The sequence below is a fragment of the Cohnella thermotolerans DSM 17683 genome, assembly GCF_000429825.1.
Classification (GTDB): domain Bacteria; phylum Bacillota; class Bacilli; order Paenibacillales; family Paenibacillaceae; genus Cohnella; species Cohnella thermotolerans.
Genome location: NZ_KE386966.1, coordinates 32600 through 48849, shown reverse-complemented (window position 1 = coordinate 48849; position 16250 = coordinate 32600). Strand labels below are relative to the sequence as shown.

The 16250-nt window shown below is 58.6% G+C and carries 17 protein-coding genes; all 17 read left to right on the top strand.

The features are described 5' to 3' along the window. Positions 1-15 precede the first annotated feature (15 nt). Positions 16-1104 (top strand): Gfo/Idh/MocA family protein, encoded by a 1089-nt coding sequence (locus tag G485_RS0123955; RefSeq protein WP_027094628.1) that lies wholly within the window; start codon positions 16-18, stop codon positions 1102-1104. Between the two features lie 46 nt (positions 1105-1150). Continuing rightward, positions 1151-2032 carry an AraC family transcriptional regulator gene (locus G485_RS0123950; protein WP_027094627.1) on the top strand — a complete coding sequence of 294 codons (882 nt, stop codon included), beginning with the start codon at positions 1151-1153 and terminating at the stop codon, positions 2030-2032. 23 nt (positions 2033-2055) lie between these two features. Then, complete coding sequence (locus tag G485_RS0123945) at positions 2056-2832, top strand: sugar phosphate isomerase/epimerase family protein (RefSeq protein ID WP_027094626.1); 777 nt, start codon at positions 2056-2058, stop codon at positions 2830-2832. 158 nt (positions 2833-2990) lie between these two features. Then, positions 2991-3476, top strand: coding sequence for a C40 family peptidase (locus G485_RS0123940; protein ID WP_027094625.1), 486 nt, complete (start codon positions 2991-2993; stop codon positions 3474-3476). Positions 3477-3864: 388 nt separating this feature from the next. Next, entirely contained in the window at positions 3865-4221 is a 357-nt protein-coding gene (locus tag G485_RS0123935) for a CidA/LrgA family protein (RefSeq protein WP_027094624.1), read from the top strand. Beyond that, a complete protein-coding gene (locus G485_RS0123930; RefSeq protein WP_027094623.1) occupies positions 4214-4912 on the top strand; it encodes an LrgB family protein in 699 nt (232 codons plus the stop codon). The genes G485_RS0123935 and G485_RS0123930 overlap by 8 nt, the downstream gene beginning before the upstream one ends. Before the next feature lie 102 nt (positions 4913-5014). Then, positions 5015-5899 (top strand): ROK family protein, encoded by an 885-nt coding sequence (locus G485_RS0123925; RefSeq protein WP_027094622.1) that lies wholly within the window; start codon positions 5015-5017, stop codon positions 5897-5899. Positions 5900-6089: 190 nt separating this feature from the next. After that, a complete protein-coding gene (locus G485_RS0123920) occupies positions 6090-6773 on the top strand; it encodes a FadR/GntR family transcriptional regulator (protein WP_027094621.1) in 684 nt (227 codons plus the stop codon). Between the two features lie 181 nt (positions 6774-6954). Continuing rightward, the gene (locus tag G485_RS0123915; RefSeq protein ID WP_027094620.1) at positions 6955-8283 is read left to right on the top strand and encodes an ABC transporter substrate-binding protein; all 1329 of its coding nucleotides are present in this window, start codon (positions 6955-6957) and stop codon (positions 8281-8283) included. A gap of 74 nt (positions 8284-8357) precedes the next feature. After that, on the top strand, positions 8358-9290 hold the full coding sequence (locus tag G485_RS0123910) for a carbohydrate ABC transporter permease (RefSeq protein WP_084423481.1): 933 nt from the start codon (positions 8358-8360) through the stop codon (positions 9288-9290). Further along, on the top strand, positions 9290-10126 hold the full coding sequence (locus G485_RS0123905) for a carbohydrate ABC transporter permease (RefSeq protein WP_027094618.1): 837 nt from the start codon (positions 9290-9292) through the stop codon (positions 10124-10126). Before G485_RS0123910 ends, G485_RS0123905 begins: the two co-directional genes overlap by 1 nt. A 39-nt stretch (positions 10127-10165) precedes the next feature. Further along, positions 10166-11341 (top strand): trans-sulfuration enzyme family protein, encoded by a 1176-nt coding sequence (locus G485_RS0123900; protein ID WP_240489263.1) that lies wholly within the window; start codon positions 10166-10168, stop codon positions 11339-11341. Between the two features lie 310 nt (positions 11342-11651). Beyond that, the gene (locus tag G485_RS0123895; protein ID WP_027094616.1) at positions 11652-12758 is read left to right on the top strand and encodes an ABC transporter ATP-binding protein; all 1107 of its coding nucleotides are present in this window, start codon (positions 11652-11654) and stop codon (positions 12756-12758) included. Then, the gene (locus tag G485_RS0123890) at positions 12748-13554 is read left to right on the top strand and encodes an ABC transporter permease (protein ID WP_027094615.1); all 807 of its coding nucleotides are present in this window, start codon (positions 12748-12750) and stop codon (positions 13552-13554) included. The genes G485_RS0123895 and G485_RS0123890 overlap by 11 nt, the downstream gene beginning before the upstream one ends. Beyond that, positions 13551-14366: an ABC transporter permease gene (locus G485_RS0123885; protein WP_027094614.1), complete on the top strand. Its 816-nt coding sequence runs from the start codon at positions 13551-13553 to the stop codon at positions 14364-14366. The genes G485_RS0123890 and G485_RS0123885 overlap by 4 nt, the downstream gene beginning before the upstream one ends. After that, the gene (locus tag G485_RS0123880; RefSeq protein ID WP_027094613.1) at positions 14363-15436 is read left to right on the top strand and encodes an ABC transporter substrate-binding protein; all 1074 of its coding nucleotides are present in this window, start codon (positions 14363-14365) and stop codon (positions 15434-15436) included. Before G485_RS0123885 ends, G485_RS0123880 begins: the two co-directional genes overlap by 4 nt. A gap of 70 nt (positions 15437-15506) precedes the next feature. Then, the gene (locus tag G485_RS0123875; protein ID WP_027094612.1) at positions 15507-16061 is read left to right on the top strand and encodes a GNAT family N-acetyltransferase; all 555 of its coding nucleotides are present in this window, start codon (positions 15507-15509) and stop codon (positions 16059-16061) included. The last annotated feature ends 189 nt before the right edge of the window (positions 16062-16250 follow it).

Genomic DNA, 16250 nt, shown 5'->3' with positions numbered 1-16250 from the left:
GGAGGTCAGGCCCAAGTGAACCGATCCGACGGAATGCATTACGCGCCGACGGCGGCGAACAAGCCGAAGCCGGTCTGCCGGCCGGGCGAATTCGTCTTCGCGGCGGCGGCGCTGGATCACGGGCATATTTACGGCCAGACGAACGGGCTGCTCGAAGCGGGCGGCACGCTCAAATGGGTGTACGACCCGGACCCGGCCAAGGTCGCCCAGTTTATTCGGACTTATCCGCAGGCCCAGGCCGCTCCTTCGCTGGAGACGATTCTCGAGGACCGCGAAGTGGCGATGGTCGCGGCCGCCGCGATCCCGTCCGATAGGGCTGCGCTGGGCATCCGGGCGATGGAGGCGGGCAAGGACTATTTTACCGACAAAACGCCGTTCACGACGCTGGATCAACTCGCGGCCGCCAAGGAGGCCGTCGCCCGAACCGGCCGCAAATACATGGTGTATTACAGCGAGCGGCTTCACAACGAAGGCGCCGTCTACGCGGGGCAATTGATCCGCGAAGGCGCGATCGGACGCGTCCTGCAGGTGATCGGGACCGGTCCGCACCGGCTGAACAAGGCGTCGCGGCCGGACTGGTTTTTCCGCAAGGAGAAGTACGGCGGCATTCTGTGCGACATCGGGAGCCACCAGATCGAGCAGTTTCTCTATTACGCGGGCTGCCGGGACGCCGAGGTGCTGCACAGCAAAGTCGCCAACTACGCCAATCCCGACGTTCCGGAGCTCGAGGATTTCGGGGATGCGACGCTGCTCGGGGACAACGGGGCGACGAACTATTTCCGCGTCGATTGGTTCACGCCGGACGGCCTGGCGACCTGGGGCGACGGAAGAACGCTCATTCTCGGCACCGACGGTTACATTGAAATCCGCAAATATATCGACGTGGAGCGGGACCCTCGAGGGGATCACGTCTATCTGGTCAACCATGACGGCCAGCGGCATTACGAGGTTGGGGGGAAAGTCGGCTTTCCGTTTTTCGGCGAGCTGATTCTCGACTGTCTGAACCGGACGGAGCGCGCCATGACGCAGGAACATGCCTTCAAGGCGGCGGAACTGTGCCTCGTTGCTCAGAACAAGGCGATTCGGATCGAAGCCCGGCCATGATACAATGCTCGTAACACCACCTTTGGCCCGGGGGGAAGCGCCAGCCATGCCGTCCGTTCTGCAATTGCAGCAGCCGATCGAGATGTCTTATCGGAACGATGCGCCGATCGAGCGATCTTCGTTCCACTCTCACGCTTTCTATGAGATTTATTACTTTCAGGAAGGCGAATGCACGTATTTGATCGGCGACAAGCTGATGGCGCTTCAGCCGGGCGATTTAATTCTGATGCACGGAATGACGCTGCACAGTCCGAATCCTTCGCCGCATCTTCCGTATGTCCGGTCGATCGTGCATTTCGATCCCGCCTACCTGTTCCGGCTGCTGCAGCCGGAGCCGGCGTCCGCGCTGCTGAAGCCGTTCGAGGAGCTGCGCAATATCCGGATTCCGCTTCCGGCGGCGGACCGGGCGGAGATGGAGCGGATTCTGTCGCTGATGAACGAATCCTACGGGAAGCGGGAAGCGTTAACGCCGGCCGTCGGACGGTTTGAGCTCCGGTTCCTGGAGCTGCTTCAGCGAATCGGCGAATGGTGCGCGGCGCCGGTCGACGACCTGGGGCACCGTTCCCACCGCGAGAAGCTTGTGCAAGAAATCATCTCCTATCTGGAAGCGCATTTTGCCGAAGATATCGTTCTCGACGACATCGCGGACGCCCTTCATCTGACGAAGCCCTATTTGTCGAATCTGTTCAAAAAAATTACCGGTACGACGGTGTTCAAATACTTGTACAACCGCAGAGTCAATCAGGCGAAAATTTTGTTCCGGTTCGAGCCGGAGCGCTCGGTGTCGTCCGTCTGCCGCGAGGTCGGGTTCGCCCATCCGGCGCACTTCAGCCGGCTGTTCAAGGCGATGGCGGGAATGAGTCCCGAAGCGTACCGCAAGCGAATGCTCGAACAGGCCAGAGCGCAGAACGCGCCCATGGAAGGATAACGATACGAGGAGCGAGTGAAGCCATGAACAAGGATCGGATCGCAGCCCAGCTTTACACCGTAAGAGAGTTCACGCAGAGCCCCGAACGATTGGGAGAGACGCTGCGCAAAATCGCGGACATCGGCTACGCCGCCGTGCAGGTGTCGGCCATCGGCCGAATGCCCCCGGAGCAGGTGAAGGAGCTGGCGGACGAAGCGGGACTCGGCATTTGCGCGACGCATGTCGGGTACGACCGGCTTCAGGACGATTTGGAGGCGGTCATTCGGGAGCATAAGCTCTGGAATTGCCGTTACGTTGGTCTCGGCTCGATGCCGCAGTCGTACCGGGAATCCCGCGAAGGATACGCCGCGTTCGTCCGGGAGATGGCCCCGATCGCCGCGCGGCTTGCGGAGAACGGTCTGCAATTTATTTATCACAATCACCGTTTCGAATTTGCGAGAGTGGACGGGACGAGAATCGGTATGGATTATTTGCTGGAGGAGACGGACCCGGCTGCGTTCGGCTTCGAGCTCGATGTCTATTGGGCGCAAGCGGGCGGCGGCCCGGCGGCCGATTGGGTGCGCAAGTTGAAAGGCCGGATGGCGGTCGTTCATCTGAAGGACATGGCGGTCGTGCGGGACGAGGCGGTGACGGCCGAGCTCGGCGAGGGCAATATGGACGTCTCCGGTATCGTGCAGGCGTGCCGGGACATCGGCGTGGAATGGTACGTGGTCGAGCAGGACGATTGCCGCAGAGATCCGTTCGAGAGCCTGGCCATCAGCTATAGACGTTTAATGAGAGAAATGAGTTCCGATCATTAAGAAATTCTCACCCATTTCTCAGAAACCCCTGCGATGCGTTGACGGCACTGGATTCGTTTTCACCATGGAAAATTATAGGATATTTCGAATGTGTTATAGTGATTCCAGTGGAAAACGGTCCAATCTCAACAGCAACGTTCGGGGAGGAAAGACGATTCATGGTTGGCATCCGCAACAAGATGAAGCTGAAAATCATGGCAATTTGCGTACTGGCGACGGTTGGATGGTTCGGCATGGCGGCCGGCCATTCGGGTCAAGCGAGCGCTGCAACGGAGGAGTCTCTGGAGCTTTTATCCATCGGCAAAGAGTTTATCGGAACCCCTTATCTATATGGTTCGGCGAGCGGCAGCACCGACACGTTCGATTGCTCTTCGTTCGTGCAATACGTATTCAAGCAGCAGAACATATCGCTTCCTCGCACGGCTTCGGCGCAAGCGACCGTCGGCGAGAAAGTGACGAAGGCTTACTTAAGCGTGGGAGATCTCGTATTCTTCAAGTCGGGCGGCAGCGGCATCGGCCATGTGGCCATCTACGCAGGGAACGGCAAGATCCTGCACGCCACCAGCAGCCAGGGCGTTACGATCTCCAATCTCAATTCGAGCTACTGGTCCAAAAACTACGTAACGGCACGCCGCGTGCTGTAATGGTTAAAATAAAGAATCCCGAACCGGTTGTTGAATCGGACGGGATTCTTTTTTTGCGCTGGTACGTCTACCGACGGAAAAAACCGTCTTGTTGATATTCGCATGTCCCCGGCAGCGCATTTGCGGGCTTATCCCCGCTGTTCAGTCCATGCCGGTCAACGACTCCCGGATCAATATAGCTTCAGAAGACGTAGCGTCTTTGCCTGACAATGGTGTATGATGGCATCGACCAGTGTTCGAGCGGACGCTTTATCCAAGTCTCGCAGCGATTCGTTAGGGTCGCCGAGATGCTGCAAGCTGGTCGGTTGAAAAGGCCGGTTCGGGCTTCTTCAAGCCCGTCGGATCGTGCAAGATGGGATAACGGGAGGAAGGGGCGGAGGAACGGAAGATGAGGGGACTCGCGATTTTGTTTCTATATAATTTGCTAGGCATCGCCGGCAACAAGCTGCTGCACGTTCCGCTGCCCGGCAACGTGCTCGGGATGATGCTTCTCACGGTCTCCCTGCTGGCGGGTTGGGTCAAGCTCGCCTGGCTGGAGGAGTCCGCGCAATTTTTGCTCAAGCATATGATGCTCTTCTTCGCCCCGACGATCGTTGGCGTGATCGTCTACTTCGGGGACATCGGGGCGCAGTGGCTTCCGATCGTCGCCAACCTGTTCGTCAGCACGGCGGCGGTGCTAGCGGTGACGGGATGGGTGACCGGCAAGCTCGCGGCGCGGCATGAGGAGGAAGGCGATCGTGTCTGAGCTTCGGGCGTTTCCCGGGGAGCCGGCGTTCGGCATCGCGCTGACGATCGGAGCTTACGCGCTCGCGCTGCGCCTGAACCGCCGCTGGAAGTGGCTGCATCCGCTGTTCGCGACAACCGGCGCCTTGATCGTCTTCCTGCTGCTTGCCCATATCCCCTACGATCAGTACCGCCAAGGCGGGGACGTTATCACGCTGTTCCTCGGTCCGACGACGGTGGCGCTGGCGGTTCCGCTATACAAAGCGGTTCGGACGATGCGCCGGCATTTGCGGGCGGTTGCCTTGGGCGTCTTGGCGGGTTCGGTCACGGGAATGGCAGCCTCCGCGCTGGTCGTCTGGCTGCTGGGCGGCACGAGGGAGCTGATGCTATCGATGCTGCCCAAATCGGTCACGTCGGCCATCGCCATCGACATTGCCCGACAACTGGGCGGGAACCCGCAGCTGTCGGGCGTGTTCACCGTGCTGACGGGCTTGATCGGCAGCATGTTCGGGCCCGCGGTGCTGAAGCTGCTGCGGATCGACAGCGATCTTGCGATCGGAGCGGCCGTCGGCACGGCGGCGCACGGCATCGGCACCGGCAGGCTCGCGAGGGAATCCGAGGCGCAGGCCGGCGTCAGCGGGCTGGCGATGAGCCTGGCCGGGGTCGCCGCCAGCGTGCTGAGCGTTCCGCTGTACGTGTGGCTTCAAGGGTAGCGGAGACGTGCACGGACGGCCGGGTCTAACATAAGCTTAGATTTATTGCGCGACAGACAGTACAATAGGAATTGCGAACTTTTACAAGCAGGAGGAGCTATCATGCGGATTGGCGCCATTGAGGCGGGCGGAACGAAATTCGTCTGCGGTTACGGCAACGAGGAAGGCATCATCGAGGATCGCGTCAGCTTCCCGACGGAACAACCGGAGCGGACGCTGGAACAAGTTATCGCTTATTTCAAGGATAAACAAGTGGAGGCGATCGGCGTCGGCACGTTCGGACCGATCAATATCGATCCGGCGAGCCCCGAGTATGGGTACGTCACGACGACGCCCAAGCCGGGCTGGTCGAATTACCCGTTCCTGCCGACGTTGAAGAAGGCGTTCGACGTGCCGTTCGGCTGGGATACCGACGTGAACGCAGCGGCCTATGGAGAAGCGACCTGGGGCGCGGCCAAAGGATTGGACAGCTGCGTCTACTACACGATCGGCACCGGAGTCGGGGTCGGCGTATATGCGGAAGGCAAGCTGGTGCACGGCCTCCTTCATCCGGAAGGCGGGCATATCTTGACGCGGCGCCATCCGGACGACAAGTACGAGGGCTTCTGCCCGTACCACGGCGACTGCCTGGAAGGCGTCGCGGCGGGCCCGGCGCTCGAGAAGCGCTGGAAGGTCAAGGGCAGCGAGCTCGCGCCGGATCATCCGGCCTGGGCGATGGAAGCTTTCTACATCGGACAAGCGGTGGCCGGAACGATTCTGCTGCTCTCGCCCAAGAAAGTCATTCTCGGCGGCGGCGTTATGCATCAGCTGCAGCTGTTCCCGCTTATTCGGGAGGAAGTGCGCCGCAATCTGAACGGTTACGTCAACGCCGCGGCCGTTCTCGAGGGCATCGACGACTACATCGTGCCGCCCGGATTGGGCGACAACGCCGGACTTTGCGGATCGCTGGCGCTCGGACTCCGGGCGCTTCGGGAGCAGAACGGATAAACCGGATTTGAAGCGGAGAGGCCGTCCTTCGGGGCGGTTTCTTTTTTTTGGAGAAGGGGAATTTGGCTGGCGTTGTAACCCGAGCTCTCCTTCCACTATGTACCATAAGCTGGAAGGTTGACATTGCAATCATACAATTCTATGATTTAACCTATCTGATAGCTAATAAGTGGAAGGGCGAGTGGTCGGTATGAAACCGGTCAAGCGGGAATTGGTTCACGAACTAGCGGCGAAAGAACTGAAATCTTATATTATAGAGCGCAATTTCCAGGAAGGAGACAAGCTTCCTCCTCTAGATGAGCTGTGCCAGATGCTTCAGGTCGGACGCTCCTCCATGCGGGAGGCGCTTCGTTATCTCGAAGCGATGGACATTCTCGAGATTATAAACGGCAAAGGAATTTACGTGAAGGACGTTCGCACGTACCGACTGTCGGCCAAAGTGAAGGTCGAGGATTTCCGGCAGATGCTGCTGCACGTCTGCGAGGTGAGGCGGGCGCTGGAAGGGCAATGCGTGGAGCTGGCCTCGGTTCGCGCCACGCCGCAGGATATCGAGCGGATGGAATATTATCTCGGCGAGATGAAGCGCCTGGAGCGCATCGGCGGCGACAAATCCCAATTCGACATGCATTTTCATCAGTGCATTTACAAAGCGGCGGGCAATCCCGTCATGGAGGGCGTCATCGGATCGATGTGGGAGATGATGGAGCACTTCTGGCAATATCCGTTCGGACAGAAGACGATTTTCGACGATACGTACGAGTTCCACTTTACGATGGCCGAAGCCATCAAAAAACATGACCCCGTTAAAGCGCGGGAGGAGTTCGATAAGATGATGGATTTGGTCGAAAAGGCCATTCGCAATGCCGCGCGGTAAGGGCGATTTCCATTGAAACGGCTGTCAGGAAAGGTAACATCCTTTCTTGACAGCTTTTTCTTCTCCATGCTACAATCTTCCTGTCTGATAGGTTGATAGGTTAATAGGTTGTCAGGGTGCTAGGCTAAAGGCTTCATTATTTTGCAATTTTGCAGCTATTGACGAGGGGGCGTATTTTTCCATGAGCAAGTTGACGAAAGTGGCAAGTCTTGTATCCATTCCCGTAATGGCGTCCATGTTGGCCGCATGCGGCGGGAACGGCGGCAGCGAAGGCGGCGCGTCCGGCGAAAGTTCCGGGCAACCGAAAGTGAAGCTGACGATGATCGAGAGCTTGTCCAGCCCGAAGCGCACCGAGTTCCTCAAGCAGGCGATCGGCGAGTTCGAGGCTCAGAACCCGGGCATTACGGTAGAACTGATCACCCCGCCGCTGGAGAGCGCGGACAGCAAAATCAACCAGATGTTCAGCGCCAAGCAAACGCTGGACGTCGTGGAAGTTCGGGACGTGACGGTCAAGCAATTCGTCAATAACGGCTACCTGGAGAAGCTGGACTCGTACGCCGCGAACTGGCCCGACTTCTCCACGCTGACCGCGAGCGCGCTCACGATGGCGAAGGACATCGACAACACCGTGTACTATATTCCTTACGGGATCTACCAACGGCAGCTCTTCTACCGCAAAGACCTCTTCGACGCGAAGGGCCTGAGCGCCCCGAAGACTTGGGAAGAGCTTTACGAAGTCGGCAAGAAGCTGACGGACCCGGCGCAGAACAAGTACGGCTATTCGTTCCGCGGCGGCTCCGGAGCCGAACAATATATTACGCAGATCGTGCAGGACTACAACGGCGCCAACGTGAATCCTTCGGATTCCGTGTTCAACAAGGACGGCTCGAATATTTTCTCGACGCCGGGCGCGGTCGAAGCGTTGGAGCTTTACAAGAAGATTTACAAGGAAATCTCGCCTCCCGACTCGGCCAACTGGGCGTTCTCGGAACAGGTGCAGGGCTTCACCAGCGGAACGACGGCGATGCTGATTCAAGATCCGGACACGATCGAGACGGTCGCCAGCAGCTTGGAAGAAGGCCAGTGGGCGACCGCGCCGCTGCCGACGGGCCCCGAAGGCGTATCGCACTTCGTACTCGGCTCCGCCGGGTGGGGAATGACCTCCTATTCGGAGCATAAGGAAGAAGCGTGGAAGCTGATCTCGTTCCTCTCGTCGCCGGAACAGAACCTCAAGTTCGCGAAGACGTCCGGCGTCATTCCCATCCATACGACGGCTTCGGAAGACGAGTTTTTCAAAACGGGCGCTTACGCTCCTTATATTCAGATGGCCCAGGAGCCGGACAAATACGTCGGCGTCAAGCCGTTCACGAATTATAAGGGGTATGCCCTCTACAAACAGAACGGCATCGAGAAGGGACAAGCCTTCATCTTCGGCAAGATTTCGGCCCAAGACCTGGCCAAAGAGTTCAGCGACTTCTGGAACAAAGAGAAAGCCCAACAGCAGTCCTAAACAGGAAAACCCTATTTTGATGGGCAGCGCGACGCCTGCCCATCAAATATTTTAGTTTCAGAGGTGAATGGCCTATGAACGGCAGCGACCGTTCCGTTCCAGCCGTTATAGACAAGCCCCGCAACTCCCGTTCCGCCATCTGGTTCATCGCGGGGTGCCTGGCGCCCGCCGTCCTTCTGGTGCTTGTCTTCACGTATTATCCGATGCTGCGGGGCGTGACGATGGCCTTCCAGAATTACACCCTGTTCGATCTGTCGGACGCGCGCTTTGTCGGATTCGGCAATTTCAAGGAGATTCTGGACAATCCCCAATTTATAACCGCTTTAAAGAACAGCGTTTACTGGGTCTTCTTCTCGCTCATCTGCCAATTCGTCCTCGGCTTTGGCATAGCCCTGCTGCTCAAGAACCGCTTCTTCGGCCGAGGGTTTTACCAGGGCATGATTTTCTTCCCGTGGGCGATGTCCGGCTTCCTGATCGGATTGATCTGGCGGTGGCTGTACAACGGGCAGATCGGCGTCATCAACAACCTGCTCATCAAGATCGGGCTGATCGACACGCCGATCCCCTTCCTGTCCAGCCCGAAGTGGGGGATGTTCGCGGTCATTACGGCCAACGTCTGGTACGGGATCGCCTTCTTCGCCATTATGCTGCTGGCCGCCCTGCAGTCGGTTCCGGAAGAAATATCCGAAGCCGCCGAAGTGGACGGGGCGAACCGGCTCCAGCGGCTGTTCCGGATTACGATTCCTTACATTATGCCGACCATTCTGACGACGGTCATTCTTCGGATTATTTGGATCATGAACTTTCCCGACCTGATTTATGCCATGACGAACGGCGGTCCCGCGGGCAGCACGCACATTCTGGCGACGTATATGATGGACAAGATCATCTTCGGCGGCGACTACGGGAAGGCTTCGGCCGTCGGTGTCGTCATGATGGTCGTGCTCGTCTTGTTCATGGTGTTCTATTTCGCGGCCGCGAGACGCGAGAAGGCGGGTGATTTCTGATGCGGGGCAAAGCATATGCGGCGGAGCGGGCCGTCCGGCTTCTCGTCATGGCGGTCTACCTCGTGGTGATGGTGTTTCCTCTCTATTGGATGCTGATCACTTCGTTAAAGCCGCAGAAAGATATTTTCAGCCTGCCGATCTATTATTGGCCGAAGACGTTCACGCTGGCCAATTACGAAAATATATTCAAAATTACGAAGTTTCACGTCTATATTTTCAACAGCGTAATCGTCTCGTTGTCGGCGGCCGTCATCGTGCTGGCCGTGGCGACTCTGAGCAGCTACGTGTTGGCGAGGCACAAGTTCCGGGGCAGCGGGCAAATTATGTTTTTCTTCTTCCTGACACAGGTCATTCCCGCCTTTATCGGGTTCGCTCCGTTGTATCTGATGCTGTCGAAAATGAATCTGGTCAACACAACGCAGGGCTTGATCCTGATCTACACCGTCATGGGCATTCCTTTCAGCACGATTATGCTGAAGGGGTTTTTCCAGCGCGTTCCGTCCAGCCTGGAGGAAGCGGCCCAGATCGACGGCTGCTCCAGGCTCGGCGCCTTGATCCGGGTCATCCTGCCGGTCATGCTGCCGGGCTTGTCCGCCACGTTCATTTTCTCCTTCGTTCAGAACTGGAACGAGCTGTTCTTCTCCGTCATCGTCATCAACAGCGAGCATTTGAAGACGATTCCGGTCGCGATGAACAGCTTCATTACGAAGTTCGACGTCGATTGGGGATCGATGTCCGCGGCCACGGTGCTGTCGGTCATCCCGACGATGATTTTGTTCGCATTATGCCAGAGGCTGATCGTTCAAGGCCTGACCCAGGGAGCCGAGAAAGGTTGATATGCGGAACCCTGACGGCATACGCGCGAGGAAAGGATAATGACAATGACCGACGATCAATGGCTCGACGTTCAAACCGCCGTTGCGCACGACCCGCACGACGAACGGCACGAGGGAGCGGTCACCAAGCCGATCTACCAGAACAGCCTGTTCACCTTCCGTTCCTACGACGACTTTCTGTCCGCCATGCAGAACGAAACGGACAGAAGCGTCTACAGCAGAGGCACGAATCCGACCGTAAGGGAACTGGAGCGGCGGCTCGCCCGGATCGAGCGGGGGGAGGAGGCCCGATGCTTCGCGTCGGGCATGGCCGCGATCTCCTCGGCGATTCTCTCTGTCGTCAGGTCGGGCGATCATATCGTGTGCGTAAACGAGGCATACGGACCCGCCAAGGAATTTATGGGCAGCTATCTAAAAAAGTACCGGATCGACACGACGTTCGTGGAAGGCTCCAGCCTGGAGCAGATCGAATCGGCGATCCGCGACAATACGACGCTTCTCTATTTGGAGAGCCCGACCAGCATGCTGTTCCAGGTTCAGGATTTGCGCGCGGCGGCGCAGCTTGCGAGAAGCAAAGGAATCGCGACGATCATCGACAATACGTGGGCGACCCCTTGCTACCAGAATCCGCTCGAATTCGGCTTCGATCTGGTGGTGCATTCGCTCACCAAGTATGTCTCCGGCCACAGCGATGCGCTGGGGGGAGCGGTGATCGGCAGCCGCGAACGGATGAAGGCGCTGGTCAAAAACGAATATATGCTCCTCGGAGGCATCATGACGCCCGCCACGGCGAGCCTCATGATGAGAGGGCTCCGCACGCTGCCGCTGCGCATGGAGAAGCTCCACGGGCAAGGTCTGGAAGTGGCCCGCTGGCTGGAAGCCCACGCGCTCGTCTCCCGGGTCAACCACCCGGGGCTTCCGTCGCACCCGCAGCACGAGCTGGCGATGCGGCAGATGAAAGGCTGCGGCAGCTTGTTCTCCTTCGAGACGGAACTGCCGCTGGACGTTATGAGAAGATGGGCGGAGCGGCTCAAGTATTTCCGCATCGGCGTGAGCTGGGGAGGCTACGAGAGCCTCGTCACCGTGAACCCGAAGTCGTCCTACCGGCCAGGGGCGCAGGAGACGCTGGTGCGTCTGTACGTCGGCCTGGAAAATCACGGCGAGCTGATCGCCGATTTGGAGCAGGCCTTCGACCGGATCGCTTTCTCGTCTTAAGCTGCAGGTTAAACATGATATGAAGAGTAAGAAGGGCCGCGCTCCGAAGGGGAGGCGGCTCTTTCTTATGGAAGTGGCGCTGTAAGATCGAAAATCGATCTTAGAGTGCGTGCCGCGGCCGCTTTCTCTTCCGCAGAGCGGAGAGACTTTTCTAATAATTTTGTTGAAACTTGTCAGCGCTCTGTTTAAACTAAAACCGACTTCATCGTTTGGAATCACTAAGAAATCGTCGTTCAAAAGATAGAACACAAGGCGGGACCGAAGCACCGCAACGAATGGCGGAAGTCCCGGGACAAGATTGGAGGCCGATATGACCAGTCAACCCATTATTCGCTTCGACAACGTGACGATGCAGTACGACGGAGACGACGCCGTGCTGAGCGACGTCAGCTTCGAGATCGAGCCCGGCAAGTTCTACACCTTGCTCGGGCCTTCGGGCTGCGGCAAGACGACGATCCTGCGCCTGATCGCCGGCTTCATCCAGCCGTCCAAGGGCGATATTTACCTGAACGGCCAACGGATCAACGGCGTGCCCGCCAACAAGCGGCAGGTGAACACCGTTTTCCAGGATTATGCGTTGTTTCCCCATTTGAACGTTTACGAGAATGTCGCCTTCGGCCTTCGGGTCAAAAAGCTGAAGCAGGCGGTTATCGACGAGAAGGTGAAGGAAGCGCTGCGCTTCGTCAATCTGACGGGCTACGAGAACCGGGAGATTCGCGAGATGTCGGGCGGGCAGCGCCAGCGGGTCGCCATCGCCCGCGCCATCGTCAACGAGCCGGAGGTGCTGCTGCTGGACGAGCCCCTCTCCGCGCTCGACCTGAAGCTGCGCACGGAGATGCAGTCGGAGCTGCGGGAGCTGCAGCGGCGTCTCGGCATCACGTTCATCTTCGTCACCCACGACCAGGAGGAGGCGCTGGCGATGTCGGACGAGATCTTCGTGCTCAACAAAGGACGCATCGAGCAGAGCGGCACGCCGACGGACATTTACGACGAGCCGATCAACCGGTTCGTGGCCGACTTCATCGGAGAGTCGAACATCCTGCCGGGCGTCATGATTCGCGACTATTACGTCGAGTTTGCGGGCCGTTCGTTCGACTGCATGGACGGGGGCTTCCATCCGAACGAACAGGTGGAAGTCGTCATCCGGCCGGAGGATTTGGAGATTACTGCGGCGGGGGCGGGCAAGCTGCAAATCCGGGTCGACTCGCAGCTTTTCCGCGGCGTTCATTACGAGATCACGGGCCACGACGAATCCGGCAACCGCTGGCTCGTCCACTCGACCCGGAAGGTTCGGGTCGGCGAAGAGATCGGCCTCGACTTCGACCCGGAAGCGATCCATATTATGCGGTTCGGGGAGACCGAGGAAGAATTCGACAAGCGCATCGAGGCGTTCACCGAGGTGGGCGATGAGAACTAGCGCCCGCAATTATTATCTCGTCCCGTACGTCGCGTGGATCGCGCTGTTCGTCGTCGCACCGATCGTGCTGATCGTTTACTATTCCTTTCAGGATATCGAAGGGAACTGGTCGCTCGGCAACTACGCGCATTTCTTCACGCCGGTGTACATGCGCATGACGCTCAGCTCGTTCTGGTACGCGCTGCTCATCACCTTTTTCTCGCTGCTGATCGCTTATCCGACGGCGTTTTTGCTGACGAGAGCGAAGCATAAGCAGCTGTGGCTGCTGCTGATTATCCTGCCGAGCTGGGTTAATCTGCTGCTGAAGGCGTACGCGTTCATCGGCCTTTTCGGCACATACGGCGCCGCGAACGCCTTCCTGGAGGCGGTCGGCATCGGCAGACAGCAAATTTTGTTCACCGACTTCAGCTTTGTTTTCGTATCGGTCTACATCTTCATCCCGTTCATGCTGCTCCCCGTCTTCAACTCGCTGGAGGAGCTGAACCCGTCGCTCGTGCAGGCGGCGCGCGATCTGGGGGCGTCTCCGTGGACGACGTTCCGCCGCGTGGTGTTCCCGCTGACGATCGGCGGCGTCAAGTCGGGCTGCCAGGCCGTCTTCATTCCGGCGCTGTCGCTCTTTATGATCACGCGGCTCATTGCCGGCAACCGGGTCATCACGCTCGGCACCGCGATCGAGCAGCATTTTCTCGTGACGCAGGACTGGGGAATGGGCGCGACGATCGCCGTCTTCCTCGTCATCGTCATGGCCGTCATTATGGTCGTTACCGGCCAGCGCAGAAAGGGGGCGAGAGGATGAGCCGCACAAGCAAAGGCAAGTGGGCCTGGTCCAACCTGTATTTGATCGCGGTGTTCGTCGTTCTGTACGCCCCGATTCTGTATCTCGTCTACTATTCGTTCAACAGCGGCGGCACGATGCACGGCTACGACGGGTTTACGCTGGAATGGTACGGAGAGGTGTTCTCCGATACGCGCCTGCTCATCATCGTGTTGAACACGTTCGTCATCGCGCTGTTCTCGTCGGCCATCTCGACGGCGCTCGGGGTAGTCGGGGCGCTGGCCATTCATAAGGTGCGAAGCCTCCGGGCCAAAAACGCGCTGCTCTCGTTCAACAACGTGCTGATCGTCAATCCGGACGTCGTCATCGGGGCTTCGTTCCTCATTCTGTTCACGATCGTCGGCCTGAAGCTCGGGTTCGGCTCGGTGCTCATCTCGCATATTGCGTTCAGCGTGCCGATCGTCGTGCTGATGGTGCTGCCGAAGCTGCAGGAGATGAATCCGGCCTTGATCGACGCCGCCCGCGACCTGGGGGCGAACGGATGGGACGTGCTGTCGAAGGTGGTGCTGCCGTTTATCAAGCCGGGCATTTTTGCGGGCTTCTTCATGGCGCTCACTTACTCGCTGGACGATTTCGCCGTCACGTTCTTCGTCACCGGCAACGGCTTCTCCACGCTGTCCGTCGAGATTTATTCGCGGGCGCGGCAGGGCGTGTCGCTGTCCATCAACGCGCTGTCGACGCTGCTGTTCCTGTTTACGATCGCGCTTGTGATCGGATACTATCTGATTAACCGGCGGGGCGGCCGCATCGTGGAAGCGGGTGCGCGGCCATGAAGCAGATCGTCAGGCTGTTCGCGTCGGTGCTGATCGCAGGCTTCGCGCTCATGTATTTGACGTCTTATCTGAATTCGGAGCAGGGCTATTCCGGAGGCAATACGCTAACCGTCTATAACTGGGGCGATTACATCGATCCCGATCTGATCGCGAAGTTCGAGAAGGAGACGGGCGTCAAGGTCATCTACCAGACGTTCGATTCCAACGAAGCGATGCTGACGAAGATCGCCCAGGGCGGCACGACGTTCGACGTGGCCGTTCCTTCCGACTATGCGATCAGCAAAATGCGGGAAGAGAACCTGCTGCTGCCGATCGACAAGACGAAGCTTCCGAACCTGAAATACATCGATCCGCGCTTCCTGAACCTGAGCTTCGATCCGGACAACGTCTACTCGGTTCCTTATTTCTGGGGGACGGTCGGCATCGTGTACAACCCGGAGCTGGTTAAAGGCAAGACGTTCGAGAGCTGGGAAGACCTCTGGTCGCCGGATTTGCGCAACCAGATTTTGCTCGTGGACGGCGCCCGCGAAGTGATCGGCATGGGGCTGAACAGCCTCGGCTATTCGCTGAACGACACGAACGAGGAGCACCTGCAGGAAGCGTTGAAAAAGCTGAACAAGCTGACGCCGAACGTCAAGGCGCTCGTCGGGGACGAGATCAAGATGCTGCTCGCGAACGAGGAAGCTGCGGTCGGTCTCGTCTGGTCGGGTGACGCGGCCGAAATTTTGGACGAGAACGACAAGCTGGAATACGTCGTGCCGAAGGAAGGCTCGAACCTATGGTTCGACAATATGGTCATTCCGAAGACGGCCCGGAATTTGGAGGCGGCGCACCGGTTCATCAATTTCATGCTCGACCCGGAGAATGCGGCGCAGAACGCGGAGTACGTCGGCTATTCCACGCCCAACAGCGAAGCGCTGAAGCTGTTGCCGGAGGACATCTCGGGCGACAAGCGCTTCTATCCGGACGCGGAGTTGACGGACAAGCTCGAAGTCTACGACAATCTGGGGAAAAAGATGCTCGCCCACTACAACGAGCTGTTCCTCGAATTTAAAATGCATAGCAAATAAAGCACGGAGAGCCGCGAGCCCAGGAAGTGGGGCAGCGGCTCTATTGCTCGGAACGCGGAGGATGAAGCGCATGGAGTTCATTACGTTTGACCGTCCGGACGACCGTTATTGGCCTGCTGCGCTGCGATTGTACCACGAGGCTTTTCCTAACGGGAAGCCCGATCGCATTATCGCCAATTCGTTCGCGAAGGGCGTCGGCTACGGGCATGTCGCCGTGGAAGGCGGCGAGGTCGTCGCGATGGCGTTCACCGGGCTGCTGCGGCAGGCAAATGCGCTGCTTATCGATTATATCGCCGTCCGCAAGGCGGAGCGCCGCCGGGGATGGGGCGCGAGGCTGGTGGACGAGATCAAGCGGCAGGCCCGGGCGATGGGGCTGGACGGCCTCATCCTCGAGGCCGAGGCCGGTCCGGAGCCGGAGAACTTAGGGCGGATCCGTTTCTGGGAGCGCTGCGGGTTTACGCTGACCCCGTATGTGCACCAATATATTTGGGTGCCGGAGCCTTACCGGGCGATGTACCTGTCGTTCGACCCGAACAAGCCGCTCCCTGCGGACGGCCGGGAGCTGTTCAGGCATATCGGGGCGTTCCACTCGCTCGTCTTCCGCTCCGGAAAGCCGAAGGCTTAGAGCGGCTGTTGGAGGTCCGGGAGGCGGAACAAAACCGTGCTTGGGGTGCGGGGGTAAGGGGGGGCTGTCCCGGAAGGTGTAAGTCGACCGACCGTCTGGGACAGCCCTTGCTTTGTTTCCGCCGAATGTTGGCCAAAGAGGCTCAGAAACTGAGCTGCATTCGCCGATTTCGGCGCATGCGGGTCAAAG

What these genes read in the sequence shown, in the direction of transcription:
- G485_RS0123950 (WP_027094627.1), top strand. Translation starts at nt 1,151, where the DNA reads ATGCCGTCCGTTCTGCAATTGCAGCAGCCGATCGAGATGTCTTATCGG.
- G485_RS0123945 (WP_027094626.1), top strand. Translation starts at nt 2,056, where the DNA reads ATGAACAAGGATCGGATCGCAGCCCAGCTTTACACCGTAAGAGAGTTC.
- G485_RS0123940 (WP_027094625.1), top strand. Translation starts at nt 2,991, where the DNA reads ATGGTTGGCATCCGCAACAAGATGAAGCTGAAAATCATGGCAATTTGC.
- G485_RS0123935 (WP_027094624.1), top strand. Translation starts at nt 3,865, where the DNA reads ATGAGGGGACTCGCGATTTTGTTTCTATATAATTTGCTAGGCATCGCC.
- G485_RS0123925 (WP_027094622.1), top strand. Translation starts at nt 5,015, where the DNA reads ATGCGGATTGGCGCCATTGAGGCGGGCGGAACGAAATTCGTCTGCGGT.
- G485_RS0123920 (WP_027094621.1), top strand. Translation starts at nt 6,090, where the DNA reads ATGAAACCGGTCAAGCGGGAATTGGTTCACGAACTAGCGGCGAAAGAA.
- G485_RS0123915 (WP_027094620.1), top strand. Translation starts at nt 6,955, where the DNA reads ATGAGCAAGTTGACGAAAGTGGCAAGTCTTGTATCCATTCCCGTAATG.
- G485_RS0123910 (WP_084423481.1), top strand. Translation starts at nt 8,358, where the DNA reads ATGAACGGCAGCGACCGTTCCGTTCCAGCCGTTATAGACAAGCCCCGC.
- G485_RS0123905 (WP_027094618.1), top strand. Translation starts at nt 9,290, where the DNA reads ATGCGGGGCAAAGCATATGCGGCGGAGCGGGCCGTCCGGCTTCTCGTC.
- G485_RS0123900 (WP_240489263.1), top strand. Translation starts at nt 10,166, where the DNA reads ATGACAATGACCGACGATCAATGGCTCGACGTTCAAACCGCCGTTGCG.
- G485_RS0123895 (WP_027094616.1), top strand. Translation starts at nt 11,652, where the DNA reads ATGACCAGTCAACCCATTATTCGCTTCGACAACGTGACGATGCAGTAC.
- G485_RS0123890 (WP_027094615.1), top strand. Translation starts at nt 12,748, where the DNA reads ATGAGAACTAGCGCCCGCAATTATTATCTCGTCCCGTACGTCGCGTGG.
- G485_RS0123885 (WP_027094614.1), top strand. Translation starts at nt 13,551, where the DNA reads ATGAGCCGCACAAGCAAAGGCAAGTGGGCCTGGTCCAACCTGTATTTG.
- G485_RS0123880 (WP_027094613.1), top strand. Translation starts at nt 14,363, where the DNA reads ATGAAGCAGATCGTCAGGCTGTTCGCGTCGGTGCTGATCGCAGGCTTC.
- G485_RS0123875 (WP_027094612.1), top strand. Translation starts at nt 15,507, where the DNA reads ATGGAGTTCATTACGTTTGACCGTCCGGACGACCGTTATTGGCCTGCT.